The organism is Paenibacillus sp. FSL H8-0104 (genome assembly GCF_038050215.1).
GTDB classification, from domain to species: domain Bacteria; phylum Bacillota; class Bacilli; order Paenibacillales; family Paenibacillaceae; genus Paenibacillus; species Paenibacillus amylolyticus.
On sequence record NZ_JBBOTC010000001.1, the window covers coordinates 2,264,310 to 2,289,468 of the forward strand.

Genomic DNA, 25,159 nt, shown 5'->3' on the forward strand with positions numbered 1-25,159 from the left:
TGGGAGGGTAAGAGCGAATGAATATGAACGAACGAATTGCAGCATGGAATGAGGAAGCACAGCAGTGTGCTTGCGGTCATCAACACAGAGTGGTGGATATGCTGATACATCTGGAAGCTGGTGCCATTCAGAGGTTACCGGGTTATTTGTCTGAGCAAGGATATCGTCAGGTGACGGTTGTTTATGATCGACATACGTTTCGGGCCGCCGGATCTGATGTGCTGAGTAGTATTCGCGAAGCGGGAATGCATGTGGATGAGATCGCTCTACCGGAGAATCGCACGGGGGATATCATTGCGGATGAAGCAGCTATTGTACAGGTCATGTTGGGTGTGAGACTCGAAAGTCAGGCTGTGATTGCGGTGGGTTCAGGTACCATTCATGATCTGGTGAGATTTGTTTGTTCCAAAATGAATAAGCCCTTTCTGTCGATACCGACAGCGGCTTCAGTAGATGGCTTTACCTCTGCGGGTGCACCCTTAATTGTAAGCGGAATCAAACAGACATTTCAGGCTGTTCCGCCTGAAGCCATTTTTGCTGATATGAATATCCTGGAGCAAGCTCCCCAAGTGATGACGGCTGGCGGATTCGGAGATATGCTTGGCAAATATACTTCCCTTGCAGATTGGATTGTTTCTCGTGATCTGGGCGGGGAACCGTTCTGTCCGGTTGCTTATCGGATGACAGAAGAAGCGCTGAATACCTGCATAGATCATGTACAAGCGATTGCGGAGGGGCGAGCAGAGGGAGTGGCTGTATTAATGGACGCATTAATTGTTTCCGGTATCTCCATGCTGATCATTGACCATTCCCGTCCGGCATCCGGAGGTGAGCATCATCTGTCCCATATTTTGGAGATGGATCTGATGCAAGCGGAAGAAAGACCGGTTCTGCATGGTGCCAAAGTTGGTGTAGCATGTGCATTGCTTACAGTGAAATATAAAGAACTTGCACAGACATCGGGTGAACCAGTGTTTGGGATATATGATCAATTGCCGGAGGCTTCTCAGCTCATCGCATGGTTGGAACAAGTAGGTGGACCTGTGACTACTGAGCAACTCGGTGTAACCCCGGAGATGGTGGAACATGCATTCAACACAGCGCATACGCTTCGTCCTCGATATACCGGATTGAGATATATCAATGAAGTGTTAAACACGAGTTTAGGATGACCTTTTAGAGAGAATGATCATGATGAAATGCTTTAACTTCGCTTGTAACGGGCTGTGATGGCTCTCCTTGGGAGCAAAAGGTGAAGAAGGATAGGTTATCTGACATTTCTGATGGAGTAGCCAGAACAGTGCTTCAAATCCGAGAGAGAAGGCATACATTTTATTTTAAAAAAGGCTCTGGCCTCCCTATGGGGAGATCAGAGCCTTTTGGCTGTTCGCTTATTTAGTTGTTGCGACGATCTTTCAAGATGACATCTGCGAACAAAATAGTTTTCGGGATACGGAAAAATTGCTCCGCTTGTTCCTGAAATGCAGCAGAAGGCAGTGTTCCCTGATGCAGCCATTTGCGGAAAGTGCCGGGATGAACCCCGATCCAGTGGCTGACATCTGTCACCGACAGATCATGGACCATACACAAGCCTGTCAAAATACGGTTACTAACCGGAGAACGGGTCACCGTACGCTTCATGAAGCGAGATGACTCGGGTTGACATATGACAGGGCTATTACGCACAACTTCTTCATTGAAGAGAATATGACGCGGGTAGCCGAGTAATTGGCAAGTCTTGTCCAAATTGGTACTGCCGGGTATCCGCCCTTCATATACCCACGCACTGACACTACGTGAAGAGATGGAGAGGTCTTCAGCAAGCTGGGACAACTTGATATCATTGGCCATCAGCACGGCAAGAAGAACACGATTGCGGATTTGACAGCGTGTCGGTTTTCGGAATCGTTTAACACGGACGCCTTTTCCCAAGTATTTACGGTTGATCAGAGACCACGCCTGGATGGAATGTTGTTCTGGTTGATTAGGCATATTTCCTCCGATTTTTTTTAACCAAATACTACAATAAACAACGGGGTACTTTCAAGTGCCGGGATTACCGGTTACAAATGCGTCAATGCGTGAATTCACGATAAAGAGGGAACTACGAACTAGACCATGCGCAATTCACATCCTAGTATATTCCTAGATTACAATGTTTCACTAAAAATGAGGGGAGAAATTGAACAGGAATAAAAATAATATAGTTCTAATTACTTATTAATAGGTCTAAAGAACTTTTATCTGTTTTTTGTTGATATGATGCGGTTTATTTCCCTGAATTCCCCAAAAGCATGTGATTTTCGTTCCCCTGTTGAGAAGAGGATGTGCACAAATCTGAAATGATAAATCCGCATGTTCAGCATGACATGTGACCTGTCAAATCTCTTACTTTTACATATATTGTATGATACTCAAGTGTAAAGGAGAGGTGAGGAACGTGCATCTATCTGTGAATACCTTTGCTGTCATCTCGGGAGCATTTGTTACGTTTGCTTTTGGCGGATGGGATCAATTGCTGAGCCTGCTCGCGGTCGCGATGGCTGTGGATTATATAACAGGTTTGGCAGCGGCGGTAAGAACAGGTACCGGGTTGAATAGCAACATTGGATTCTGGGGGATTGCTCGCAAAGGGCTCATGCTGACCGTTGTTTTGCTTGCTCATCGAATTGATCTGATCATGGGAACCGATTTTATCAAAGGAGGAGCTATTTATTTCTATCTGGTGAATGAACTCATTTCGATTACCGAGAATTATGCCAAAATCGGTCTTCCATTGCCTGCAAAGCTCAGACAGGCCATTGCAGTGTTGAAGAAACAGGAAGATCAGGAGGATCTGATGAATCGTGAATGGGCCAAACCACAGCAAACTCCAGACAACATCAAGCAGCAGGCTGAAACAGGACAAACTTTGCAGGATGACTCCGCGAAACAGACGGAGGATGGATCGCAAAAGAAATCCGAATCGAAAGGAAACGGTTCGGATTAGTTTTTCTTATCAAGAGAACGTTTCCAAGTATCCTTTCGTAATAGAGAACGTTATGATATATTTTGGATACATGAAAATTCATTCATTTCTACTATTATATTAAACGAGGTGTTTGCCCAGATGATAAAACATATTGTCCTGTTCAAAATGAAAGATCGCTCAGCAGAAAGTATTGAAGCTGCAGCTCAGGTGCTTCGCAATCTGGAAGGTAAAATTGATGTCCTGGTTTCACTTGAAATCGGGATTGATGTGCTTCGCTCGGAGAGATCGTTCGACATTTCACTCACAGCTGAGTTTGCGTCACTGGAGGATCTCCAGGCGTATCAGGTACACCCGCTTCATCAGGAAGTTATAAAGTACATGAATGAAGTCAGAGAACAGTCAATTGCAGTGGACTACGAAATCTGATCTTTCATTCAAACTACGTTGAGATAAAGGGGACTCTGCATGAGCGATTTAAGAGACGTTATGGAATTTCTATATATTTTTGTTGTGTTTCTAATCGCTTGTCCTGTGATGATATTCTGGCTTAAGCGAAGAGGGAAACGGAACCGATAACTCACTGAACGGGAAGTGAACGAATGTATTATGTGAACAGAGAACAGATTGCCCGCCGGCTTGCTGCTGTACCAGAAGTAACTGAAGGGCTTCGCGGGGCAGCAGAAGCTTGGGATGGGAGTCTCATGCTGGGTATGGTACAGGAACGTTGTCTTCACCTGGCGATCGAGATTGTTACCGATGTGGGAAGTTATCTGATAGACGGCTTCATCATGAGAGATGCAAGCAGCTATGATGATATTATTCAGATTAATTATGAAGAAAAGGTTTTTGATAATCCGACCTATGAGATATTGCGTCAGCTTGTCACGTTACGCAAGCCACTGGTGCAGGATTATTACACTTGGGAGCGGTCTGAGCTCCATCCGCTTAGCGTAGAGTTGCCGAGTATACTTGAACATTTTACTACTCAGGTTAGCGCCTACGTGGAAAAAGAACTTGGTCCTTTCAATACGGCACAAGCCGAGGGACAGCGTAAGGAATGAGGGAAATCGCATGACAAATGAATCAAAAGAATTCAATGAAGTAAATACTGAAAGTAACGAAACAAATGAAACACCTTCCGGATTCCATCCGGTGTATATGGTTGAACTTTTGTTCCGGGAACGTCCAGAGGTGGATCGCCTGCGTTTGCAGGAAGCTATGATCCGTCATACAGGACAAGTCCGACTGGATGTGAAACAAGAGAGCGGAGGGCAAAAGCATGAGATGCTTGTCTTCTATCATCTGGACCACAAGGTATCCTTCCAGGAAGGGGATATCCCTGCTCAGACTTGTATGCTTCCTGTGAATGAAATCGCAGATCGTGCTCGCTTTGGCGGTGCTCTGCAACAAGCATGGCATTGGCCGGATGCAGGACAAGCTGTGGAAGCTGCGCGTTACTCCATTCGGATACATGATATGTTCACGGCTGCCATGCCTCGTAAACAGCGCCTGGAGCTGTTTCAGAAGACTGTACTGGCAATCATGGAGAGTGTGACCTGTGACGCGCTGTATTGGTATGGCAGTGATAAGCTGGTTGAACCGGAAGCATACACGCAAGCTCAGGAACGTGAGGAACATCTGTATGCAGCCATGAACGTTCGAATGTATCAAGCCGGAGGTACAGAGGAACAGCGCGGGTTGGTCATGGATACCGTGGGATTATCTGCGCTGGGTGTACCTGATGTCCAGTGTCACTTCGTTGGTCTTGATCCCGATACGGTGGCTCAGACCTTACTGGGTGCAGCATATTACATATTTGATCAGGGGGATGTTCTGCAAGATGGACAGACACTGGGTTCTTCAGGTGGACGTCGCTGGCGTTGTGAACATCAGGCAGCATTGATTGCACCTGGACGATATGTGATTGATTTGGACCCGGGGGATGAGCATGCCGCGGCTGATCTCGAGCCGGCTCGTCAGAACTGAGTTTAAGCCGTCATTTGCATCCATTCAAAAAGGGCGTTCAGATTATTTTTAACATCTGGAGTGTCAAGTCAAGCCTGTGCTGCTTATAATGCATCAACAGAGTAGGCATTCGCCCGGATGGCTGAGCGACAGACCGTTGCTTCTGATCCGGTACTTAAACAATAGTAAAGGGAGAGATGTGACGTGAAGGATTCTAACAAAAGTTTGTTGTGGGGAGCTCTTATTGGCTCCGTGGTTGGTTCAGTAACGGCATTATTGCTGGCGCCGAAATCGGGACGTGAACTTCGTCAGGATATTACAGAAGGTGCTCGTCAGGTGTCGGAGAAAGGTCAGGAACTGGCTGGTATCGTGGGAGAACAAAGTTCGCAGATCGTATCCAAAGTTAAAGAGACCGCAGATGTTGTGATTCAGGATATTCAATCCTGGCGTAATTGCGCTGAAGGGAAAGAAATTCGCATCTCGGCAGCCATTGTTGATAATGATATCGATAAAACAGTGGATGAACCCGGAATTGACATTGTAGCGAAGCTTCCTGCGGATGAGTCCAAGGACGATAACTAAGCAAAGCTTGATAAGCAGGCTTTCCTCTATTTAGAGGAGAGCCTGCTTTGTTGCGTGTCCACACATAGATGACGTAGCGCGTGGATTTAATTTGAACCCTGCGATGAAATCGGGTAAGATGTAGGTACCTTTTTGCCGGAATGTTCATACGGTAGGAAGAAAGCTCTGAGAAACAATCGTTTTGAGAACCAATTCAATGAAGAAGGAAGCGGTGTGTTCGTGCAGCAAGCAATCGCTATATTAGACTCCGGTGTGGGGGGATTGACCGTCGCCAAGGAAGTGATGCGTCAGCTCCCGCGGGAAAAGATCATTTATTTTGGGGATACTGCCCGGACACCGTACGGACCCCGTTCGTCCGAACAAGTAAAACAATTTACGGAACAAATCGTTGATTTCTTGATCCAATTCGATCCGAAGGTTATCGTTATCGCCTGTAACACAGCAACAGCAGCCGCGTTGGAGTATATCCGTGGCAAGGTGAATATGCCTGTCATTGGTGTTATACATCCAGGTGCGCGGGCCGCAATCACAGCGACACGTACAGGACGTATTGGTGTGATTGGTACCACAGGTACCATAGGTAGTGGGGCTTATACATCGGCACTCAAGCAGTTGTCCCCCTATATTGATGTGGTCAGTCAGGCTTGTCCGGCGCTGGTGCCGTTGGTGGAACAAGGTGAATTTCGTTCCGAGCACACGACACATACGGTGGAACAATCATTGGGCGAGATCAAACAACAGCCAATCGATTGTCTTATTCTGGGTTGTACGCATTATCCCTTTCTCATGGACACGATTCAGGAAGTTATGGGACAGGAAGTGAAGTTAATCAGTTCAGCAGATGAAACGGCACGTGAAATCAGTACGATTTTATATGATAAACGAAAGCTGGCCAGTGGGGATGAGACTCCGGTGCATCAATTTTTCTGCACGGGTGACCCGAGAATGTTCCAGAATATCACCCGTCGATGGTTGGGGGAGCAGATCTCCAAGACTCCTGTTGTCTGGCAAGTTACGCAATTATCATAGTTATACTCAAATTATGCATGAATAAGACTTTTAATTAATGTAATTTGGTTGTGGACTATCCCGGAACTGTGAAGTTCCGGGATTTTTTGTCGTCATTATGCATTAACCGGAGATAAACATGATTCTTGTCACATGACGGACAACCTGACCTGCATACATATGTTACAGACACGAAATTGGTCAGAACTGGACAGGAGACCTGTCTTTTCCTGTGGAAAGGAGAACAACATGGATCTGCAGTGGATTATTGTTCAGCGGGGAGATACGTTGCCGCGAATTGCGTCATCACACCATATGACCAAAGAGTTCCTTGCTGCACTAAACCCGGAAGTGGCTTCCCAGCCATACTTGCTGGCAGGTCAGATGCTGCGTATTGTCCCCGGGACAGGTCGCAGATACGCTGTACCGCCTGGAGAAAGTGTTGGGGAGATTGCAGGGAGATTTGGTCTGGACGAAGAGTTGTTGCGCCAGGCCAATCCTGAAATTACCAATATAACCGACTGGGTTGGTCGCTGTATTCATATTCCGGCTTCGAATGGAAAAACTATTGTAAAGATTCAGGGAGAGTATGGTTATCGAGAATTAATCAGGGATATAGACAAGCTGGAGAATCAATACCCGTTTATTGAAACGGGTTCAATCGGAACAAGTGTCATGGGCAAGTCACTGCCTTATTTGCGTATTGGGCAAGGGGCGAGACATATCCATGTTAACGCTTCCGTTCATGCGAATGAGTGGTTGACAACAGCAGTTCTGATGAAGTTTATTGAAGAGTATGCCGAGGCGTATGGTGCGCATAGGGCATGGCATCAATACCAGACAGAACGCTGGATGCAAGAGACGACACTCTGGGCCGTGCCGATGGTTAATCCGGACGGGGTCGAACTGGTTCAGGAAGGTGTGGTCAATCAGCATCCACATGCACAGCAGTTGTTGGCCTGGAATGCCGACAGATCACATTTCACCCATTGGAAGGCCAACATCAGAGGGGTGGATCTGAATGATCAATTTCCAGCCCATTGGGATGAAGAGGCAGCGAGAAGAGGTATAACCTCACCGGGCCCCAGGGATTATGCGGGGACAGCGCCATTGACAGAACCGGAGGCACAGGCGCTTGCGCAGTGGACGCAGCAACATACATTTGATGCGGTTGTATCCCTGCATAGTCAGGGACAGGAGATCTATTGGAACTACCGTGATCTGGAACCCAGGGAGAGTGGACCACTGTCGCGTAGACTCGCCAAAGCTTCCGGCTACAAGGCGGTGAAGCTCGGTGGCAGTGATGCCGGATACAAGGACTGGTTTATTCAAGATTTCGGTAGACCGGGCTTCACGGTAGAAGTTGGATTGGGTGTTAATCCGCTTCCCGTAGAACAGTTTGATGATATTTGTATAGAAGTGGGAATGTTGCTGGCTGAACTGTTATCCAATGGACAATGAGGCAAGACCCTGAATTATGATGGTGTGAAACTTAACAGTAGATCATTCGTATAACAGGAACGGACGCTATGAGCGACGTTCCGTTTTTATTATTTTTTATAATGGCATGTTACGTCATTCGTTCTGAATGGTTTTCGAACGGGTAATGATGGATGTGCCTTTTCGGCGACATATATAATTATACGGAGGGATTCAAATGAAGTGGAGAAGACTGCTGTCGTTCAAACGATGGACACAAGTTTTCAAAAGGCTCCCCCGGCTGCTCCGGGCTCCGCAGATTCCTTTGGGAGAAAAGCTGTTGTTTATTATTCCAGCGCTGTTGTACTGGGTACTTCCTGACGTAATGCCGTTTATGCCCATCGATGATATCGGGGTCACTTTGATTCTGATGAACTGGTTTGTAAGCCGGGCAGAACGTAAATATCCTGTGCTTCAGGAAGGGGCTCCTTCTTAATTTGTGCCTAAATGGATCATATTGACATTGAATTCGCATCAATGTTATTGCGAAGAGCGGTAACTTTCTTTACAATAGATGCTGTAGTTTAAGAATGCTGAAATTGTTGAAATCTGCAATTACAATATAGGAGATGAAGAGAATGAACTGCAAAATTACGCGTAATGCTGCTAAAGTATTGAAGCTTGAATTGGACAAGCCGGAGAACGAAGGAAAAAAACTGCGCGTTGTCATCACCCATGCACATGGTGACCATGCTCACTACGGCCTGGATATCGACACACCAAAAGAAAATGATACAGTTGTATCTACCGATAAAGAGATTGATGTCATTCTCGCGAATGATCAGCCTTTGTTAAACGGTGTTAAAATTGACTACCTCTACTTCCCGGAAGAGGGATTTGTTATTACAAATCCGTCCCAGGGTAATCACGGCGACCACTAAGGGCGCGAAGAAGGGGAACTCATGGCTAACGATATCCGCGTATGCGAAAAGTGTAATCATGTCCGACTGAAATCGATTGTGCCCAAGTTGCAGAAAATGGCTCCAGACACGGAGATCAAGATTGGGTGCAAATCCTATTGCGGTCCTTGCGCGAAACGTGCATTTGTCTTTATTAATGGTCGGTATATCAGTGCGCCGACAGAAGAAGAAGTGCTCGCCAAAGTCGCAAAGTTTGTGAAGTAATAGGATATAACAAGGTGAGTGGAGAAAACTGTCCACACATCAGAAAGGAGGGGCTACGTGCCTCTCCTTTTTTGCGTTTGGGTAGCGGTGAAAGGGTGTGTTACTCCATAGCACCTTTGACCAACTCAGTAATTTGGAAGGTATCTTCTCGAATTTCAATGGCAATGACGGTCGTATCCTTTTTCAGAAAATGTACATGTCCCAGCCGTTCTTCCTCTAATTCCACCCATCCTGTATCCGCTAGCTTCTGAAAATAATCCATTGGCGGGTATAGTCCTTGCTCACCCCCAATATGTTTCAGTTCGTAATTAGCGCCTTTTTTAAGATTTGGATCATCGGAATAAGTTATGTTCTCAATAAGTTTTGCATTGGTTGGAACCGGGATGTCTGGGTTCATGGATGACGCTGTATATCCTTCTATCTCGTATGTAGCAGGAGTGCAGCCCTGTACCCAAATGAGCAAGGGCAACATGCAAAGTGTCAGTAATATTTTCTTCAAATAAATTCCTCCCGACTCACATGATTATCTAATAAACGTAGCGTGATCAACTAAAGTTACGATAAAAACACAAAAGAAGAATAAGGAAGGCTTGTGTTATCCATCCTAAAGGGGTAACAGGAACATGATAATCCCAAGGAGGAATACTCATGCCGAAGCGTTATGATTCCAGTTTGCAAGCCGATACCACCGTATCTCAGGCGCAAAATGCGGTGAACAAGCTTCATTATGCTGTATCTCAGGCCATGTCTCATCCGACTGCACAGACCATTGTACAGGCGGAGCGACGTCTGGCACACACGGAGCAGGCGATGCGACAAGCAGAGCTTTCACTCGGAGGGCAAGGTGTTGAGTTGGCAGAGGAAATGTTCATCGAGGAGAAGAGAAAATTGAATTCAATCCAGAGTCAGCACGGTCAAGGGAATTTATAACGTTCCTGTCACATCAGAACCCGCAGGGCAGCAATGCTTTGCGGGTTCTTCATATCTTTTGCAAAGACTCTGGGTCCATGGGTTTACTCCGACAGTATGTCGAATGGTCGCTTAAAATTCTGTGAGAAGGTTAATAGAACAAGAGCAGGCAAAATTCCATACGGGAGGTACAGAATGACAAAACATATTACAGATTGTACGATTCTGAACAACGGAGTAACGATGCCATGGCTAGGATTTGGAACATATAAAGCAAAAGGTAAGGAAGTACAACAGGCGGTTGAGACCGCTTTGGAGGTTGGATATCGTAGTATTGATACCGCGTCCATCTATGGCAATGAGGAAGAAGTGGGACAAGCTATTGCAAGCAGTGGTGTTGCCCGTAACGAACTGTTTGTGACGACCAAGCTCTGGAACGAGGATCAGGGATTTGATTCAACGTTGAGAGCATTTGAAGCCAGTCAGAAGGCACTTGGATTGAATGTGATTGATCTTTATTTAATTCACTGGCCTGGCAGAGACCAGTATAAGGAGACGTGGAGAGCATTCGAACGTCTATATAGCGAAGGAAGCATTCGTGCGATTGGTGTGAGTAATTTTCAAGTACACCATTTGCAAGATATTATAGATGAGGGCGGAACGGTGCCTGCGGTTAATCAGGTAGAGCTGCATCCGGGTCTGATCCAGCAGGAACTTCAGGATTTCTGCGGGGCGCAGGGAATTCAGTTAGAGGCTTGGAGCCCGATCATGAAAGGCAAGCTGAACCAAGAGTCTACCCTCAAAGCGCTGGCCCAGAAATATGGGAAAACGCCAGCACAGATTATTCTGCGTTGGGACATTCAGAATCAGATTGTGACGATTCCGAAGTCGGTTACCCCGGAGCGGATTCGTGAGAATGCGGACATCTTTGACTTTGAATTGACACCGGATGAGTTGAAACAGATTGATGCACTGGATTCAGATAAGCGGACGGGTCCACATCCGGATCAACTGTTTTGGGATTAAGTAGGTGGCGCTAATTGAATATAAGTGTTTGATGAACTACTTGTGATTGTTCCGGTTACGGAATCGTTCTTCGTGGGTTTAAGATGTAGCATAATCGGTCACGCTAAGACACTACTTGTGCAGAACAATCTTTCGATCGCCGTTATCCCCGGATTTTTTTGAAATTCCCTGTATCAAGGGAGAAATCCGGTGATAAATGCGAGCGCTCCGCTTCTCCAGCTTTTTTCTGCCCACTCCGTTATCGTGAAAATTACAAATCCATCTTTAGATTTGGTGGGTAATTAAGAAGTATAAGAAAAAGCAGCCGGATCGGGAAATATCCCTGATCCTGCTGCTTTTTGTATGTGAATTGGCTTAATTTTTTTTCGGGACTTCGCATCCGTCATCTGTGCAGATGCCACTGCCGTCTGTTTCTGTTGTGTTGGATTCAACCATGGTGAAAGGGGAACGGTCGTCCCATGCTTTTTGAATGGCATCCAGGAACACCTCGTCAGGCTGAGCGCCCGATACGGCGAACTTACGGTCGAATACAAAGAACGGTACACCGCGGATACCAAGTTGCTCGCCTTCTGCTTGGTCAGCACGGACATTGTCGGTGAATTGATCACTGGACAGCACTGCCGCAGCTGCGTCATGATCCAAGCCGACTTCTTCTGCTAACTGAGCCAACACTTCAGTGTCGCCGGAGTGTTTACCTTCAATAAACACAGCTTGGAAGATTCGTTCACTCAGTTCAAGCGCTTTGCCTTGTGTATCTGCCCAGTGTGTCAAGCGGTGAGCTGAGAAGGAGTTTGTAGGGATCATGGCATCGATATTGTATTCCAGTCCTGCCGTACGAGCATTGGCATTCATCTGGGCATTCATACCTTTGGCTTGTTCCACGCTCATATTATATTTGGCAGCCAAATATTCCGAATTGGTTTTGCCTGGGTTCAATGCAGCGTTTGGATCAAGCTCGAAGCTTTTGAATTGCAGCTTCACTTCATCACGGTGTGGGAACTGTTCCAGTACATTCTCCAGGCGGCGTTTACCGATATAACAGAAAGGGCACAGAAAATCAGACCATATCTCAATATTCATTTTATTAAAACCTCCATCATCCTTTTAGTTGAAACCAATATGGTTACAATTATAAAGCCACTTTCTATAATTCGCAAGGAGATTACTTTTTATCCCGATATGCCTTGGACCAATGGTAAGGTTGAATCTCATCCAGTCTCTTGAAGACCAGTTGGCCAGAAGGATCAAATACGGCAGCTTTGACTTCTTCGCCCCAGTAAAATAATCGTTCCTGGCATACACCGCAAGGTGTAAGGACCTTGAATTCTGAATGCTCGTCATCACGAGCGATACAGAGGGAGTGGGTGACACGTTCGTTCAATTTGTGGGCTTCCAGATAAGCTCCTGTTTCCATACATAGATGCGTCGCATCGTTGATGACCTCTGGAGCTACACTAATCAGCAGCGATCCAGCTTCGGTATAGACGGCACCCGCGCCGCCCCATCCCTGAGGATAACGTTGCTTCACAAATTTTGCAGCTGCATTGAACAATTGCTGTTCAATATTGAGTGGTTCAGTGTGTGATGTCATGTAATGCAAGTTCCCCTTTTTAAATCCAATTTAATTCATTTCGTGTATTTGTTTAGCTTGTCATTACGATATCGCTCATTGTGATGTTGCTGTTGAATTGTCTTCCTCTCGAAAGTGCTGAATCAAATCATAAGTAATGACCGTGTCCGAGACATGCAATCGCTTGGTTGCTTCATCATGACCGGGGCGGCAAGCATTGATGTCCGTTTTGTCGCGTGTGGACAGGTCATAACAAGCACCGCTCTCATAGATATAATCATCCGATGGAATATAGAATACAGAACCATCCGAGAATGTACCATTACGCAGCACAACCGTACGCCCAGACCCGTCATATACGTTGTTACCCATGTGATAATAGGACTGGTCGGATAAACCTAGCAAATGCATTACGGAAGGCGTGATGTCCAGTTGTCCCGAAGGTTCGTTGATGGTTCCGGCAGCTGCTCCGTCAGGTAAATGCACGAGCAGGGGAACCTCGTTCATGATCTGTGCCATATCCAGTTCGTTCAGCGAACGTCCCAAGAACTGTTCGTATTGTGATTGTTCCTTAATTGAGTTGTCGTGGTCTCCGTAGAACATAAAGATGGTATTTTCCCATAATCCCCGATTTTTCAGATCCTCGACCATCTTGCCGAGCGCCGAATCCACGTAATGAACGGACTGCAGATAGTTACCAAACATGGTTCCCTGGAACTCGCCTACATCCAGTTGCTGCTTCTCTTTTGGCAAGGCATACGGATGGTGACTGGTAAGAGTGATTAGGAAGGAATAGAATGGTTCGGTCACCTCACTACTCATTTTCTCAACGGATTGCCGGAAAAAGGATTCATCAGACAGGGACCAGCCAAGCGGGTCATCCTGTGCAAAATCATTTTTACTATAAAACTTGTCGTACTTCATGTTCTGATACATCGTATACCGATTCCAGAAGCCACTCTCATAAGCGTGAAATACGTTGGTGCTGTACCCGTTATCCTTCAGGATGGAAGGAAGGGAATCATACGTATGGTCTGCATAACGTACAAACGCGGATCCAACCGGAAGTGGATGTAGGGAAATGTTTGCGCCAAAATCGGCATCTGACGTTCTGCCCTGACCGGTCTGGTGGTAAAAGTGACTATAATACTGGCTTTCCTTCATCAGTTCATTAAAATGGGGCGTGATCTCCTGACCGCCAATGCTCTGGCCAATCATGAAGTTCATAAAAGCCTCACCCTGGACAATGATGACATTGCTGTCCTTATATTTTCCAAACAAGGCATCGTTCTGTGGTTCAGCTCCTTGCCTTTCAGCAAAGAATGCCTTTGCTTGTTCGACATCAGCGGGATCAGCCTGCGGCCCGGAGCCGATGTGGTCTTTGGCAAAGTTGTACAGATCATAACCGTGAAAAGCGAGCAGTCCGGTCACATTATACATGGATACATTCCACCAGTTGTTATCGAACAGGCCTTTGGCCCATGTTTTGCTGTAGAAATAAATCGGGCCAACCGCGAGGCCAAGTCCCAGCACAAGGGCGATGCTGCCAGCCGTGAGACGGCGGCGCAACCGTGCCTTGCCATCGTTATACGAATAACTCCCGTAACCAGTAACAGACGTACTGGAGTGCTTCGAACGGTAACGTCTGCTGAACAGTACGATAGCAGCGAACGGAATGACGACAAGCCAATCGGCAAAGAACCATAGATCGCTTGTGTAGATCAATGTAGCGATGCTGTCACCCAATGCGTCAACTTGTCTCGCCTGCAACAATACCGGGATGGTCAAGAAATCCTGGAAATAGCGATAATACACCATATCGGCGTAGATTAGTGCGGTAAGCAGCAGGTTAAGCACCACGAGAGACACGATCATTCCTCTACGTGGCAGCAACCAGGTCCAGAAGGACAAGAGTAGTAAAGATCCAATAGCAATGACTTTATCCAGCAGTCCCATCGTAATGTTATAAGCGTGAAGATTGTGATGGAGCCACATGAGTTTGAGCAGCATGAGCACAAGAAAAATAAGATATAACGTTAATGGATGATTTAGAAGCCCGCGTGGCATGGAGCTGCGCGTAAGCCGAGTGACAACCATATGTATGTCCCCCTTGCTTTTGTTGTTTTGTTATCGGAATGTAAAATAGGGCTCCATCCATTATAGCGTGGCCTCATGTGTTTTCAACTATGCCTCAGGGAGAATTGATTTCTGCGGAAGCGAAGACCGAAGTCGGTGAATTCATATGACTAGAATAACGCACAAAAAAAAGCGCCCCGGCCATAGATGGCAGGAGCACTTTAGATTCGAAATAATTATGAAGATTGTGGTGTTTTATTTCGTGGGGGCAGTGGGCCCAAATACTGATAGTACTGGGTTTCAATTCGTCCGTTGAACAACTTGCGACGCTTGTCTGCCTTATGACCGAAATACTCCTCGAAAGCTTTGGTTGACGTGATTGCAAAAAAGGACCATGTTGGCATGTCGAGGTAACTGCGCCCTAATGAGCGGAGCAACTTCTGAACTTCTTTTTCTTCACTCAAACGTTCACCATATGGGGGATTGGTAATGATAACACCATATTCACCCTGTGGTCTTGCGCGATGAGCGGGCAGGACGCTGACTTCAATATCTTTGGCGAACCCAGCACTTTTGATCGCTGCCATAGCAACTTCAATCGCTTCCGGATCAATATCGCTACCTGAAATTTGTAACGGGATATCGTCACGAACAGCATCAAATGCTTCTTCGCGCGCCTGTTCCCATAATTCTTCAGGAATGACAGCCCAGTCCTCTGAGTTGAAGGTCCGACGAAGTCCTGGTGCAATGTTCCAGCCGATCATAGCGGCTTCGATCAGCATTGTGCCTGATCCACAGCATGGGTCATAGAATGGACGAGATACATTCCAGCGACTGAGCTGAATAAGAGCGGCAGCAAGTGTTTCTTTGAGTGGCGCTTCGGTGACGAGTTTACGATAACCCCGTTTATGCAGACCTGGTCCCGTTGTATCTAAAGTAAGCAGGGCGCGATCGTTCAGCAGAATGACCTCAATCACATAACGAGATCCATCCTCTGGGAACCACTCTGTGTCATAAGTCAGCTTCAGTTTCTCTACGATTGCTTTTTTCACGATCCCTTGTGATGCAGGCACACTGCTTAACTGGGATTTTTGAGAACGACCCTCTACAGGGAATTCGCCGTCGGCTGGAATCCACTCTTCCCAAGGCAACGCTTTGGTGCCTTCAAACAATTCGTCGAAAGTCGTGGCAGGGAATTCACCCATTTTCACCAATACGCGATCCGAACTTCTCAGCCACAGGTTACAACGGCAAATATCAATATAATCTCCTGTGAAGAAAACCCGGCCATTGTCGATCGTAACATCTTCATACCCCAGTTGCTTCAGTTCCCGGGCAACAACAGCCTCGAGTCCCATCGCCGAGGTTGCAATCAATTGCAATTGAGCCATGTGATTCATTTCAACTCCATTTCAAGCTGGAGAAGGGAAATCCTTCTCTCTGCTGTATAGTAACGGTGCGGCCTTGCCGCTTTCCGTGAAAAAACTTACAATGAGAAATGCGGTGAACGTATGCACGCCTCTTTCGAAGTGATGCATCAGTCAACCGCCTGTGTTGATAACAAACATTTATTATAGAACATTGGCATCCATATGGAAAGCAGTCCAAGTGTCCAAGGAGGATTTTAGTGGTGAATCTGACCCCTGATGAATATGTAAATCAATTATTTCAAGAGGATGAGCTTTTGCTGAAAGTGAAAGAGGCCATCCGTTCGAACGGTATGCCGGAAGTTTCGGTTGCGGCGGCATATGGACGATTGCTCACGTTTCTAGCGAAGACATCCAAAGCAGAAGCTGCGCTCGAAATCGGCGTGCTGGGCGGTTACAGTGGGATCTGCATTGCGCGTGGTTTGCGTGAGAATGGAACCCTGACTTCGCTGGAACTGAAAGAGGAATATGCGGCAATGGCGCGTGGTCATCTGGAGGAAGGCGGTTTTGGCGAAAAGGTGGAGTACCGCATTGGCCCGGCGGCAGACAGCCTGGAGCAATTGGAGCAGGAAGGTCGCACATTTGATTTCTTCTTTATTGATGCAGATAAGGAGAATTATCCGGTATATCTTGACTATGCCATCAAGCTGGCTCGGCCAGGTGCTGTTATTGTTGGTGATAACTGTTTCCTGCGTGGTCGTACGCTGAATCCGGACAAGCAGGGTCCGGCCGTGCTGGCTGTTCGCCGTTTCAATGAACAGATGGCAAGTGACCCGCGTCTGGTGACGACGATGCTGCCGGATTACGATGGGCTGGTACTTGCTTGGGTGAAGTAAAAGTGGATATTTCCTAAAGATAAAACTCCGATGGAGCACGATCTCACGCTTTTATGTTTGTGAGGGGATCGTGATTCTGTACGGAGTTTTCTGAAAACAAAAAGAAGAGACGACACACCTTGAATCACAGGGAGTATCGTCTCTTTCTTTGTGTTTACAGATATCGTTATAGTAGTTCTATTTATACTTCAGGTGTTCCGTACGTTTCAAACCATTTTTTGATGGTGTCAAAATCATCACTGAAGGACAAACCCAGCATCAATAATACACGAGCTTGTTGTGGACTCAGGTTGTCGCCTGCAATGATACCTTTGCCACCGCCGTACACACTTCCTGAACCCGTCCGAGTGGTGGTCACAAAGATGACACCTTCTTCAATGGCTTTGGTACGAGCTTGTCCCATAGCTCTGGAGATACCGCCAGCTCCGGTACCGGAAGTCACAATTCCTTTGGCACCGCTGCTCACGAATCCTTCAATGGCTCCGCCGCCAGCTTCTTGATATGAGATCGCAATTTCTACTTTGGCCAGATCTGCCTTTGTGATTTTACTTAGATCAAATACGGGCTTCGCTGTGCCTTCAGGTTTCAAGGCACGTGCAGGAGCACGGTAGATTCGAATGTTTTCTTCATCAATATATCCTACAGCTCCGAGCATCGGCGTTTCAAACGTATCTGTTCGATAATCATTTGTCTTGGTTACACCGCGAGCGAGCTGAATTGTGTCATTCAACATGAGTACTGTGCCAAATGAAGTGGTACGACCACTGCCTGCAAGTTTGATGGCGTTGTACAGATTGGCTTGAGCGTCAGAACCGATGACGGTCCATGGACGCATGGAGCCTGTGATCACGACAGGTTTGTCACTCTGAACCGTCATATCGAGGAAATAAGCGATTTCTTCCATTGTATCTGTACCCGTGGTAACGACAACACTGTCATACGTTGCCAGAGCTTTGTCTACCGTCTGCGACAAGTCATAGAGGTCGGTCATGCTATAGGAACCTGAACCTGAGTTTCCGAATTGGAGTGTGCTAACATCAGCAATCTTCTGTTTATCCGGTAAGGCGTCTACCATCTCTCCAATCGGAAGTGTACCTGCCTTGTAATTCTGGAAGCTGGTGGCATCCTCGGATTGACCGGCAATCGTTCCGCCAGTTCCAATCACCAATACATTAGGAAGTGCAGATTGTTTGGAAGAGTCTGGTATTGCAGGAATGGAAGTATTGCGAGCCGGAGTAGTAGTTGCTGTCTGAACAGCACCTGTTGTGCCTTTCACCTCTACCGTAGCTGCGTGTGCGGCGTAGGTTCCAATGGGGGACAACGAGATGGTCAATGCTGTTAAAGCTGCGGTACTCCATACGGCCCAGGGACGAAGATTGGATGTTTTACTCATGAATAGCACTCTCCTTCAAGTAAGTTTGATGTTAAGTTTGTTAAGAAGAATATGTATACCATTTCAAATTGATTGTATTTTATGTTAAGTAATATGACAAATATAGATAACAATAGAGTAATCGGTTACATTCATAGATAATGAGAGTAAAATGATTGTTTATAAGGAATTATGAAAGATTATTCATTTTGGTTAGAGATAGAAAAGAAGCGGTTTTAGTATTTTTGAAGGAAAATAAGCCCTTTTAATGTTAATTAATATTACATAATGAGTCTTTTGTCCTGATAAAATGAAGCATTTTAATAAAAGAATGTCGAATTGGGACTCATATCAGAAGTAGGTAACAGAATGAGAGGATGATAGTAACGCATATTAGGTAATGGGGATCAATTACGGTCTAAAGAGTGGTTTCGTAATAGAGTTATGTTTATAATAGGGGTGATCACCATATGTAAATAAATATATAATATTGATTGGAGGAGAAACGATGAAACAGGCACCGAGAAAGTATGCAAATTACATTCCGATTCGGGAACTGGAGACTTTGGAAGAGAGGTTATCTCCCTTCAAGGTGTATGCAGAACTTCGTGATAACACTCCAGTCCGCTATGATGAGCATCGAGAATGTTGGGATGTTTTTGGTTATGAAGATGTGAAGTATGTTCTGAAAAATCCGAAACTATTCTCTTCTGCACGTGATCGTGCCAATACGAGCATGTTGACGACAGACCCTCCCAAACACAAACAGCTGCGTGATCTGGTGAACCAGGCGTTTACACCCAAGGCAATTGAAGCATTGGCTCCGCGTATTCAGGAAATCACAGATGAGTTAATTGCTCCACACCTGTCAGAAGGACATATGGAACTTATCGATGACCTTGCAACACCATTGCCCGTCATTGTCATTGCGGAATTGATCGGAGTCCCTGCGACGGATCGTCAAAAGTTCAAAGACTGGTCTGATGTATTGGTGAAAGGCGCGCGTGATGATAGTGAGCAGGCCTTCCAGGAGTTATTGGAGGAGAAAAAAAGAAATATGCAGGAGTTGCATATCTATTTCACTGGCATTATGGAAGAACGTCGGTTGCAGCCAAAAGATGATCTGATCTCATTACTGCTTGCTGCGGAGATTGATGGTCAGCAATTGACTTCAGATGAAGTGGTAGGCTTCTGTATTCTCTTACTTGCTGCCGGTAATGAAACAACAACCAACCTGATTACCAATGCGGTTCGTATTCTGTCTGAACAACCCGAGCTACAACAGGAGTTGCGCGAACATCCTGAGCGGATTACTTCTGCGATTGAAGAGACGTTGAGATATTATCCGCCAATTGTGGCGATTGGGCGGGTCGCCAAGGAAACTGTAGAGTTGAATGGTCAGACGATTCAAGCTGGAGAGCAGGTGATTTCCTGGGTTGGAGCAGCCAATCGGGACAGTGCCCAATTTGAAAACCCGGAAGACTTCATCTCTGATCGCAAGCCTAACAGGCATATGGGCTTTGGTTTTGGCATTCATTTTTGTTTGGGTGCACCACTCGCTCGATTGGAGGCAAGGGTAGTTCTTCATACATTGCTTCAGCACATGGGAAACATTCAACTTGTGTCTGGAACGGCTCTGCAACCGATACAAAGTGCTTTTGTATTTGGTGTGAAACATTATCCGATAGAATTCAATCTAATAAATAAATGATGAATGGCGCATGAATGACAAAAGCCGCTCTCAGGCCAATTAGGCGCTGGAAGCGGCTTTTTCAAATGAAAAATTAAGATGGACTATTTAAGAAATGAATAGGGAATCAGGATTCCTGAATAGAAGCAGGTTTGTTATACAATTTGAATCGGACCCAAACCATATTAAGCAGCAGCAGTCCGCCAGAGACGATAAACAGACCTTCGATCCCGATGAATCCTGCCATAAATCCTCCAATGATCGCTCCAAGCATGTTGCCCAGCGCCAGAGTACTCGTATTAAAACTGAATGCACGGCTGATCATGCTATCGGATGTATAGGAACGGATCAGGGCATTAACGCTCGGAAGCAAGCCACCCATGAACACACCCATCATGAAACGAACAAGAATGAGCTGCCACACGGTCTGAACAAATGCCTGCGGAATAAGCATGAGTCCTGTTCCTATGAGAGAGAACGTCAGCACCTTGTGAGGACCAATCCGGTCACTCAGTTTCCCGAGAATCGGAGACATCGCCATATTGGATAGTCCCGTAACTGCACCGACAAGTCCTGCCCAGAAGGCCACATTTACATCCGAAGCATGCAATTTTTGCACATACAGCGGCAAGAGTGACATGGGGCTAATCATCGCAAACTGCAACAGAAACGTCACAGCAAACAGTGCGGGCAGTTGAGGTGACTTGTTCAATTCCTTCAGACCGGACAATACGGATTGTGCCGGCAGTTTGGCTGCTTCTTGACGGTCAAACTTCTCTCTCACCAGGAACATGGCGAGCATGGAAGCAACAAAGATCAGTCCACCTGTAATGTAGAAAATGGGGCGGAAGCCTACCGCATCCGCTAACAAGCCACCAATGAGTGGACCCAGGATGGTGCCGGCAACCTGCCCGGACTGACTGATTCCCATGGCAAAACCCATGCGGTCTTTCGGTGTGGTACCCGATATCAGTGCAACAGCTGCAGGATTGAAACCGGAGATGGTACCGTTAAGCAAACGCAATAAGAGAAGCTGCCAAGGATTCTGTGCCAGACCCATAAGGGCAATTACGATGGCCATCCCGAATCCCGACCGCAGCAGCATAACTTTACGGCCATACTTGTCCGATAACTTGCCCCAGAGCGGTTGGAACAAAAATGAGGTGAGGAAATTGGCTGCAAAAATAAAGCCCGCCCAAATGCCAATTTCATGTTCGCCAACAACACCCAGATCTCTTGCGAGATAAAGAGACAAAAATGGGGTAATCATGGTCATGCCCGAATTGACCAAAAATTGTCCGAACCAAAGCACAATGAGGTTTACTTTCCACGTTTTCAAAGTGCTTTCACTTCCTTTCAAAGATATTTCTGTAATTCTCAAAAAAACACCATTCTTTCATTATAACATAATTGGCATATGAGGGATGGGTGTAAGGAATGTCATAGTATTGTCACGTAGAACGCATCTGCATGTGGTTGTTACGGCTGTTTAAAAAGGGCATAATGGTAATTATGAGTCCAAAAACTATTGGAGGCTTCTTACATGAGCTATAATGATCGACTGATTCGGGCAAGTTTCAAACAACAGGTAGACCGTGTCCCGGTATGGTACATGCGTCAAGCTGGACGTTACGATCCTGAATATCGCAAAATTAAAGAAAAGTACTCCTTGCTAGAAATCTGCAAACAACCCGAGCTGGCGGCTGAAGTTACACTCATGCCGGTACGCAAACTTGGTGTAGATGCGGCTATTTTGTATTCCGATATTATGAATCCGGTTGCCTCTCTGGGCATTGATTTTGACATTGTAAAAAATATTGGTCCAGTTATCGATAATCCTATTCGGTCCGCTGCAGATGTGGATCGGCTGCGTCCCATCGACGTAGAAGGAGATCTGTCACATATTCTGGAAACCATTCGAATTCTGGATAAGGAGCTTGATGTGCCTCTTATTACGTTTGCGGGCGCACCATTCACGATTGCGAGTTATCTGATTGAAGGACGACCTTCGAAAGGGTATATCCGCACCAAAACGATGATGTACAGCGAGCCTGAGGTGTGGCACAAGCTGATGCAGAAGCTTGGTGATATGGTTATTACATATGTCCGTGCGCATATTGCGAATGGCGGTAAGGCATTCCAGTTGTTTGACAGCTGGGTTGGAGCACTTTCTCCCAAAGACTTCAGAACATATGTGTTGCCTACGATTACCCGTATCTTTACCGAATTATCGGATTTGAATGTACCGAAGATTTATTTCCCTGGTGTTGCATCTGGTGAGTTGTTGCCAGCACTGCATAATTTGCAAGCCGATGTGATTGGACTGGACTGGAGAGTATCCATTTCGGAAGGGCGTCAACGTCTTGGCGGCAAATTTGCAGTACAGGGTAACCTGGACCCATATTTGCTGACTGCCCCGATGGAACTGATTAAAGAGCAAGCCAAAGTGATTATTGACGAAGGAATCAAGGAGCCGGGTTATATATTCAACCTCGGACACGGATTATTTCCTGAAGCATCGCTAGAGAAGCTCAGAGAACTAACGGCGTATATTCATGAATATTCTGCCGAAGCAATGAAGACTGGGGTGACGGTAACCAATGACTAATACTGTAGGTGTACTGGTGATGTCGTATGGCACACCGGAAAATATGGAGAGTGTTGAAGCGTATTACACACATATCCGCAGAGGACGTCCGCCTGAACCAGAGCAATTGAAAGAACTGACGGATCGTTATGAAGCCATTGTTGGCGGTGTTTTCCCACTTCGGGAGAACACAGACAATCAGGTCAAGGCCCTTCAAGAGACATTAAACCGCGATGAGCGTGGCACTGATGTGGAATTCCGTTGTTATCAAGGACTGAAGCATGCCTATCCGTTTATTGAGGATGGCGTGGAGCAGATGGCGAAGGATGGAATTCAGACAGCGATTGGTATTGTACTGGCTCCTCATTTTTCCACGATGAGTGTAGGCAGTTATATCAAACGTGCGCGTGAAAAAGCAGAAGAGCTGGGCGTTCATATGTCCTTTATTGAGAGTTATCATCTGCATCCAAAGTTAATTCAGGCGTTGTCCACACGTGTCAGTGCCAAGTTGGATGCGTTCGAAGAAGCTGGAGCAAAACGCGGAGATGTGAAGGTGTTGTTTAGTGCGCACAGTCTGCCGGCGCGTATTGTGGAGATGGGTGATCCATACCCGCAACAATTGCTGGAGACTTCGGAAGTGATTGCATCACGTGTAGGCATAACCAATTGGCAATTTACGTGGCAAAGTGCCGGACGAACAGCTGAGCCTTGGCTTGGACCGGATATTCTGGATACGTTACAGGAGCTTTCTCGTGAACAGGTAGAGGATGTGCTTGTTGCACCAATCGGGTTTGTCTCGGATCATCTCGAAGTGCTCTATGATCTCGATATTGAGGCCAAATCGATTGCCAAAGAGATCGACATGCGCCTGATGCGTATTGATTCTCTCAATAGCGATCCTCTATACATGGAGACCTTAAGCGACGTTATTATAAGCCAATGGCAGCAAGGGTCGGATGAGTAATGGGTGATAAGAAACGCCGTGTTGTTGTTGTCGGCGGTGGCCTTACCGGCCTCAGCGCGGCATTTTATATCCGCAAGCATTACCGGGAAGCAGGAGTTGAACCTGTGATTACTTTGGTCGAGAAAAGCTCGTCCATGGGAGGCATGATTGAGACACTGCACCGGGATGGATTTGTGATTGAAAAAGGGCCCGATTCTTTCCTGGCTCGCAAAACAGCAATGATTGATCTTGCCAAAGAATTGGAGATTGATCATGAATTGGTCAGTCAGAATCCGGAGTCGAAGAAAACGTATATCATGCAGCGTGGCAAGCTTCATCCTATGCCAGCAGGACTTGTTCTCGGTATTCCGACAGAACTAAGACCATTCTTGAGAAGTGGTCTGGTCTCTCCGGCAGGCAAACTGCGGGCGTTGATGGATTTTGTCATCCCGCCGCGTCGTACAACAGAGGATGAATCGCTCGGTTATATGATTGAACGTCGTCTTGGAGCAGAAGTGCTGGAGAACTTGACGGAACCACTGCTCGCAGGAATCTATGCAGGTGATATGCGGCGATTGAGCCTCCAGGCTACTTTCCCGCAGTTCGGAGAAGTAGAGCGCGATTACGGAAGCTTGATCCGGGGCATGATGACGGGTCGCAAACCGGCTGAGACGCATACAGGAACAAAACGAAGTGCCTTTCTGAACTTTCGCCAGGGGTTGCAGAGCCTTGTTCATGCACTCGTCCATGAGTTGCAGGATGTGGATCAACGTCTGAACACTGCGGTGAAGTCGCTGCAACGTCTTGATGGAGCGCAGACCAGATACCGTGTTGAACTTGGTAATGGCGAAATGCTTGAAGCCGATGATGTAGTGGTTACTGTGCCAACGTATGTCGCGTCGGAGCTGCTGAAACCTCACGTGGACACGGCGGCACTGGATGCGATTAACTATGTATCTGTAGCCAATGTGGTGCTTGCTTTTGAGAAAAAAGAGGTCGAGCATGTATTCGATGGATCGGGTTTCCTTGTTCCGCGGAAAGAGGGGCGTAATATTACGGCTTGCACGTGGACATCGACGAAATGGCTGCATACCAGTCCCGATGATAAAGTACTGCTTCGCTGTTATGTTGGTCGCTCCGGTGACGAACAGAACGTAGAGCTTCCGGATGAAGCGCTGACGAATCTCGTTCTCAAGGATCTGAGAGAGACGATGGGTATTGAAGCAGTGCCGATCTTCTCCGAGATTACAAGGCTACGTAAATCCATGCCACAGTATCCGGTGGGACACCTCCAACATATTGCTGCCCTCCGTGAGGAGCTTGGCAGCAAATTACCGGGTGTGTACATTGCAGGTGCAGGTTATGAGGGCGTAGGTTTGCCTGATTGCATCAGACAAGCGAAGGAAATGTCTGTTCAGGCTACACAAGAGCTTGCAGCAGATTAAGTACAGCAAGAGAGCTGTCTCAAACGTAGAATTATCTACTGGAGAGATGGCTTTTTTTATGTGAAGATCTGGAAGCTAACTGAGTTCATACCCTTTCAATCGATACAGTTCCAAGGAATGATGGAAATCCAGAATATGCCTGATATAAT

The 25,159-nt window shown here is 46.5% G+C and carries 25 protein-coding genes and 1 pseudogene; 18 read left to right on the top strand and 8 right to left on the bottom strand.

Features of this window, described 5'->3' with window-relative positions; translation table 11 throughout:
• Window positions 1-17 precede the first annotated feature (17 nt).
• A complete protein-coding gene (locus NST38_RS10270; protein WP_341343955.1) occupies window positions 18-1,172 on the top strand; it encodes a sn-glycerol-1-phosphate dehydrogenase in 1,155 nt (384 codons plus the stop codon).
• A gap of 223 nt (window positions 1,173-1,395) precedes the next feature.
• On the opposite strand, the gene NST38_RS10275 is transcribed toward NST38_RS10270, so the two are convergent.
• Window positions 1,396-1,992, bottom strand: a complete 597-nt coding sequence (locus NST38_RS10275) for a helix-turn-helix domain-containing protein (RefSeq protein ID WP_017689431.1) — start codon at window positions 1,990-1,992, stop codon at window positions 1,396-1,398.
• Window positions 1,993-2,440: 448 nt separating this feature from the next.
• Here NST38_RS10275 and NST38_RS10280 point away from each other — a divergent pair.
• The 10 genes and pseudogenes from NST38_RS10280 to NST38_RS10325 all read left to right on the top strand — a co-directional run.
• Window positions 2,441-2,824 (top strand): annotated as a pseudogene (locus NST38_RS10280) (phage holin family protein); the annotation flags it as partial.
• 285 nt (window positions 2,825-3,109) lie between these two features.
• Window positions 3,110-3,397 (top strand): Dabb family protein, encoded by a 288-nt coding sequence (locus NST38_RS10285; RefSeq protein WP_017689429.1) that lies wholly within the window; start codon window positions 3,110-3,112, stop codon window positions 3,395-3,397.
• Window positions 3,398-3,570: 173 nt separating this feature from the next.
• Window positions 3,571-4,032, top strand: coding sequence for a DUF86 domain-containing protein (locus NST38_RS10290; protein ID WP_076249926.1), 462 nt, complete (start codon window positions 3,571-3,573; stop codon window positions 4,030-4,032).
• Window positions 4,033-4,042: 10 nt separating this feature from the next.
• On the top strand, window positions 4,043-4,957 hold the full coding sequence (locus tag NST38_RS10295) for a DUF4261 domain-containing protein (protein WP_076249925.1): 915 nt from the start codon (window positions 4,043-4,045) through the stop codon (window positions 4,955-4,957).
• Window positions 4,958-5,140: 183 nt separating this feature from the next.
• Entirely contained in the window at window positions 5,141-5,518 is a 378-nt protein-coding gene (locus NST38_RS10300; protein WP_017689426.1) for a YtxH domain-containing protein, read from the top strand.
• A gap of 219 nt (window positions 5,519-5,737) precedes the next feature.
• The gene (gene racE, locus NST38_RS10305) at window positions 5,738-6,547 is read left to right on the top strand and encodes a glutamate racemase (protein ID WP_076249991.1); all 810 of its coding nucleotides are present in this window, start codon (window positions 5,738-5,740) and stop codon (window positions 6,545-6,547) included.
• 228 nt (window positions 6,548-6,775) lie between these two features.
• Complete coding sequence (locus NST38_RS10310; RefSeq protein WP_370511406.1) at window positions 6,776-7,987, top strand: M14 family zinc carboxypeptidase; 1,212 nt, start codon at window positions 6,776-6,778, stop codon at window positions 7,985-7,987.
• A 196-nt stretch (window positions 7,988-8,183) separates the two neighbouring features.
• Window positions 8,184-8,441, top strand: coding sequence for a hypothetical protein (locus tag NST38_RS10315; RefSeq protein ID WP_017689423.1), 258 nt, complete (start codon window positions 8,184-8,186; stop codon window positions 8,439-8,441).
• A 142-nt stretch (window positions 8,442-8,583) separates the two neighbouring features.
• A complete protein-coding gene (locus NST38_RS10320; protein ID WP_036609727.1) occupies window positions 8,584-8,886 on the top strand; it encodes a heme biosynthesis protein HemY in 303 nt (100 codons plus the stop codon).
• A 21-nt stretch (window positions 8,887-8,907) separates the two neighbouring features.
• Window positions 8,908-9,129: a DUF1450 domain-containing protein gene (locus tag NST38_RS10325; RefSeq protein ID WP_017689421.1), complete on the top strand. Its 222-nt coding sequence runs from the start codon at window positions 8,908-8,910 to the stop codon at window positions 9,127-9,129.
• A 100-nt stretch (window positions 9,130-9,229) separates the two neighbouring features.
• Here the strand turns inward: NST38_RS10325 and NST38_RS10330 are convergent, their stop codons facing one another.
• Window positions 9,230-9,628 carry a hypothetical protein gene (locus NST38_RS10330; protein ID WP_076249924.1) on the bottom strand — a complete coding sequence of 133 codons (399 nt, stop codon included), beginning with the start codon at window positions 9,626-9,628 and terminating at the stop codon, window positions 9,230-9,232.
• 149 nt (window positions 9,629-9,777) lie between these two features.
• Here NST38_RS10330 and NST38_RS10335 point away from each other — a divergent pair, with 149 nt between their 5' ends.
• A complete protein-coding gene (locus NST38_RS10335; RefSeq protein ID WP_076249923.1) occupies window positions 9,778-10,059 on the top strand; it encodes a hypothetical protein in 282 nt (93 codons plus the stop codon).
• 174 nt (window positions 10,060-10,233) lie between these two features.
• Entirely contained in the window at window positions 10,234-11,064 is an 831-nt protein-coding gene (locus NST38_RS10340; RefSeq protein WP_076249922.1) for an aldo/keto reductase, read from the top strand.
• A 354-nt stretch (window positions 11,065-11,418) separates the two neighbouring features.
• On the opposite strand, the gene NST38_RS10345 is transcribed toward NST38_RS10340, so the two are convergent.
• The 4 genes from NST38_RS10345 to NST38_RS10360 all read right to left on the bottom strand — a co-directional run bounded on the left by NST38_RS10345 (window position 11,419) and on the right by NST38_RS10360 (window position 16,101).
• Entirely contained in the window at window positions 11,419-12,144 is a 726-nt protein-coding gene (locus NST38_RS10345; RefSeq protein ID WP_076249921.1) for a DsbA family oxidoreductase, read from the bottom strand.
• 82 nt (window positions 12,145-12,226) lie between these two features.
• Complete coding sequence (locus NST38_RS10350; protein WP_076249920.1) at window positions 12,227-12,655, bottom strand: cytidine deaminase; 429 nt, start codon at window positions 12,653-12,655, stop codon at window positions 12,227-12,229.
• 75 nt (window positions 12,656-12,730) lie between these two features.
• Window positions 12,731-14,731: an LTA synthase family protein gene (locus NST38_RS10355; RefSeq protein WP_076249919.1), complete on the bottom strand. Its 2,001-nt coding sequence runs from the start codon at window positions 14,729-14,731 to the stop codon at window positions 12,731-12,733.
• A 215-nt stretch (window positions 14,732-14,946) separates the two neighbouring features.
• Window positions 14,947-16,101, bottom strand: a complete 1,155-nt coding sequence (locus tag NST38_RS10360) for a THUMP domain-containing class I SAM-dependent RNA methyltransferase (RefSeq protein WP_076249918.1) — start codon at window positions 16,099-16,101, stop codon at window positions 14,947-14,949.
• 239 nt (window positions 16,102-16,340) lie between these two features.
• On the opposite strand from NST38_RS10360, the gene NST38_RS10365 reads away from it, so the two are divergent.
• Window positions 16,341-16,973, top strand: coding sequence for an O-methyltransferase (locus NST38_RS10365; protein ID WP_036670998.1), 633 nt, complete (start codon window positions 16,341-16,343; stop codon window positions 16,971-16,973).
• Window positions 16,974-17,154: 181 nt separating this feature from the next.
• On the opposite strand, the gene NST38_RS10370 is transcribed toward NST38_RS10365, so the two are convergent.
• The gene (locus tag NST38_RS10370; protein ID WP_047842361.1) at window positions 17,155-18,366 is read right to left on the bottom strand and encodes an asparaginase; all 1,212 of its coding nucleotides are present in this window, start codon (window positions 18,364-18,366) and stop codon (window positions 17,155-17,157) included.
• 487 nt (window positions 18,367-18,853) lie between these two features.
• Between NST38_RS10370 and NST38_RS10375 the strand changes: the two genes are divergently transcribed.
• Window positions 18,854-20,056, top strand: coding sequence for a cytochrome P450 (locus NST38_RS10375; RefSeq protein WP_076249917.1), 1,203 nt, complete (start codon window positions 18,854-18,856; stop codon window positions 20,054-20,056).
• A gap of 106 nt (window positions 20,057-20,162) precedes the next feature.
• Here the strand turns inward: NST38_RS10375 and NST38_RS10380 are convergent, their stop codons facing one another.
• A complete protein-coding gene (locus NST38_RS10380; protein ID WP_076249916.1) occupies window positions 20,163-21,374 on the bottom strand; it encodes an MFS transporter in 1,212 nt (403 codons plus the stop codon).
• Between the two features lie 204 nt (window positions 21,375-21,578).
• Here NST38_RS10380 and hemE point away from each other — a divergent pair, with 204 nt between their 5' ends.
• From hemE to hemY, 3 genes are read left to right on the top strand one after another with little or no spacing between them, the layout of a single operon-like run.
• A complete protein-coding gene (gene hemE, locus NST38_RS10385; protein WP_074094433.1) occupies window positions 21,579-22,643 on the top strand; it encodes a uroporphyrinogen decarboxylase in 1,065 nt (354 codons plus the stop codon).
• Entirely contained in the window at window positions 22,636-23,586 is a 951-nt protein-coding gene (gene hemH, locus NST38_RS10390; RefSeq protein ID WP_036609705.1) for a ferrochelatase, read from the top strand. The genes hemE and hemH overlap by 8 nt, the downstream gene beginning before the upstream one ends.
• Window positions 23,586-25,010, top strand: coding sequence for a protoporphyrinogen oxidase (gene hemY / locus NST38_RS10395; protein ID WP_047842365.1), 1,425 nt, complete (start codon window positions 23,586-23,588; stop codon window positions 25,008-25,010). The genes hemH and hemY overlap by 1 nt, the downstream gene beginning before the upstream one ends.
• Window positions 25,011-25,159 lie beyond the last annotated feature (149 nt).

What these genes read in the sequence shown, in the direction of transcription:
- NST38_RS10350 (WP_076249920.1), bottom strand. Translation starts at nt 12,655, where the DNA reads ATGACATCACACACTGAACCACTCAATATTGAACAGCAATTGTTCAAT.
- NST38_RS10290 (WP_076249926.1), top strand. Translation starts at nt 3,571, where the DNA reads ATGTATTATGTGAACAGAGAACAGATTGCCCGCCGGCTTGCTGCTGTA.
- hemY (WP_047842365.1), top strand. Translation starts at nt 23,586, where the DNA reads ATGGGTGATAAGAAACGCCGTGTTGTTGTTGTCGGCGGTGGCCTTACC.
- NST38_RS10320 (WP_036609727.1), top strand. Translation starts at nt 8,584, where the DNA reads ATGAACTGCAAAATTACGCGTAATGCTGCTAAAGTATTGAAGCTTGAA.
- NST38_RS10355 (WP_076249919.1), bottom strand. Translation starts at nt 14,731, where the DNA reads ATGGTTGTCACTCGGCTTACGCGCAGCTCCATGCCACGCGGGCTTCTA.
- NST38_RS10345 (WP_076249921.1), bottom strand. Translation starts at nt 12,144, where the DNA reads ATGAATATTGAGATATGGTCTGATTTTCTGTGCCCTTTCTGTTATATC.
- NST38_RS10275 (WP_017689431.1), bottom strand. Translation starts at nt 1,992, where the DNA reads ATGCCTAATCAACCAGAACAACATTCCATCCAGGCGTGGTCTCTGATC.
- NST38_RS10325 (WP_017689421.1), top strand. Translation starts at nt 8,908, where the DNA reads ATGGCTAACGATATCCGCGTATGCGAAAAGTGTAATCATGTCCGACTG.
- NST38_RS10370 (WP_047842361.1), bottom strand. Translation starts at nt 18,366, where the DNA reads ATGAGTAAAACATCCAATCTTCGTCCCTGGGCCGTATGGAGTACCGCA.
- NST38_RS10285 (WP_017689429.1), top strand. Translation starts at nt 3,110, where the DNA reads ATGATAAAACATATTGTCCTGTTCAAAATGAAAGATCGCTCAGCAGAA.
- NST38_RS10270 (WP_341343955.1), top strand. Translation starts at nt 18, where the DNA reads ATGAATATGAACGAACGAATTGCAGCATGGAATGAGGAAGCACAGCAG.
- hemH (WP_036609705.1), top strand. Translation starts at nt 22,636, where the DNA reads ATGACTAATACTGTAGGTGTACTGGTGATGTCGTATGGCACACCGGAA.
- NST38_RS10340 (WP_076249922.1), top strand. Translation starts at nt 10,234, where the DNA reads ATGACAAAACATATTACAGATTGTACGATTCTGAACAACGGAGTAACG.
- NST38_RS10295 (WP_076249925.1), top strand. Translation starts at nt 4,043, where the DNA reads ATGACAAATGAATCAAAAGAATTCAATGAAGTAAATACTGAAAGTAAC.
- NST38_RS10310 (WP_370511406.1), top strand. Translation starts at nt 6,776, where the DNA reads ATGGATCTGCAGTGGATTATTGTTCAGCGGGGAGATACGTTGCCGCGA.
- NST38_RS10335 (WP_076249923.1), top strand. Translation starts at nt 9,778, where the DNA reads ATGCCGAAGCGTTATGATTCCAGTTTGCAAGCCGATACCACCGTATCT.
- hemE (WP_074094433.1), top strand. Translation starts at nt 21,579, where the DNA reads ATGAGCTATAATGATCGACTGATTCGGGCAAGTTTCAAACAACAGGTA.
- NST38_RS10375 (WP_076249917.1), top strand. Translation starts at nt 18,854, where the DNA reads ATGAAACAGGCACCGAGAAAGTATGCAAATTACATTCCGATTCGGGAA.
- NST38_RS10360 (WP_076249918.1), bottom strand. Translation starts at nt 16,101, where the DNA reads ATGGCTCAATTGCAATTGATTGCAACCTCGGCGATGGGACTCGAGGCT.
- NST38_RS10315 (WP_017689423.1), top strand. Translation starts at nt 8,184, where the DNA reads ATGAAGTGGAGAAGACTGCTGTCGTTCAAACGATGGACACAAGTTTTC.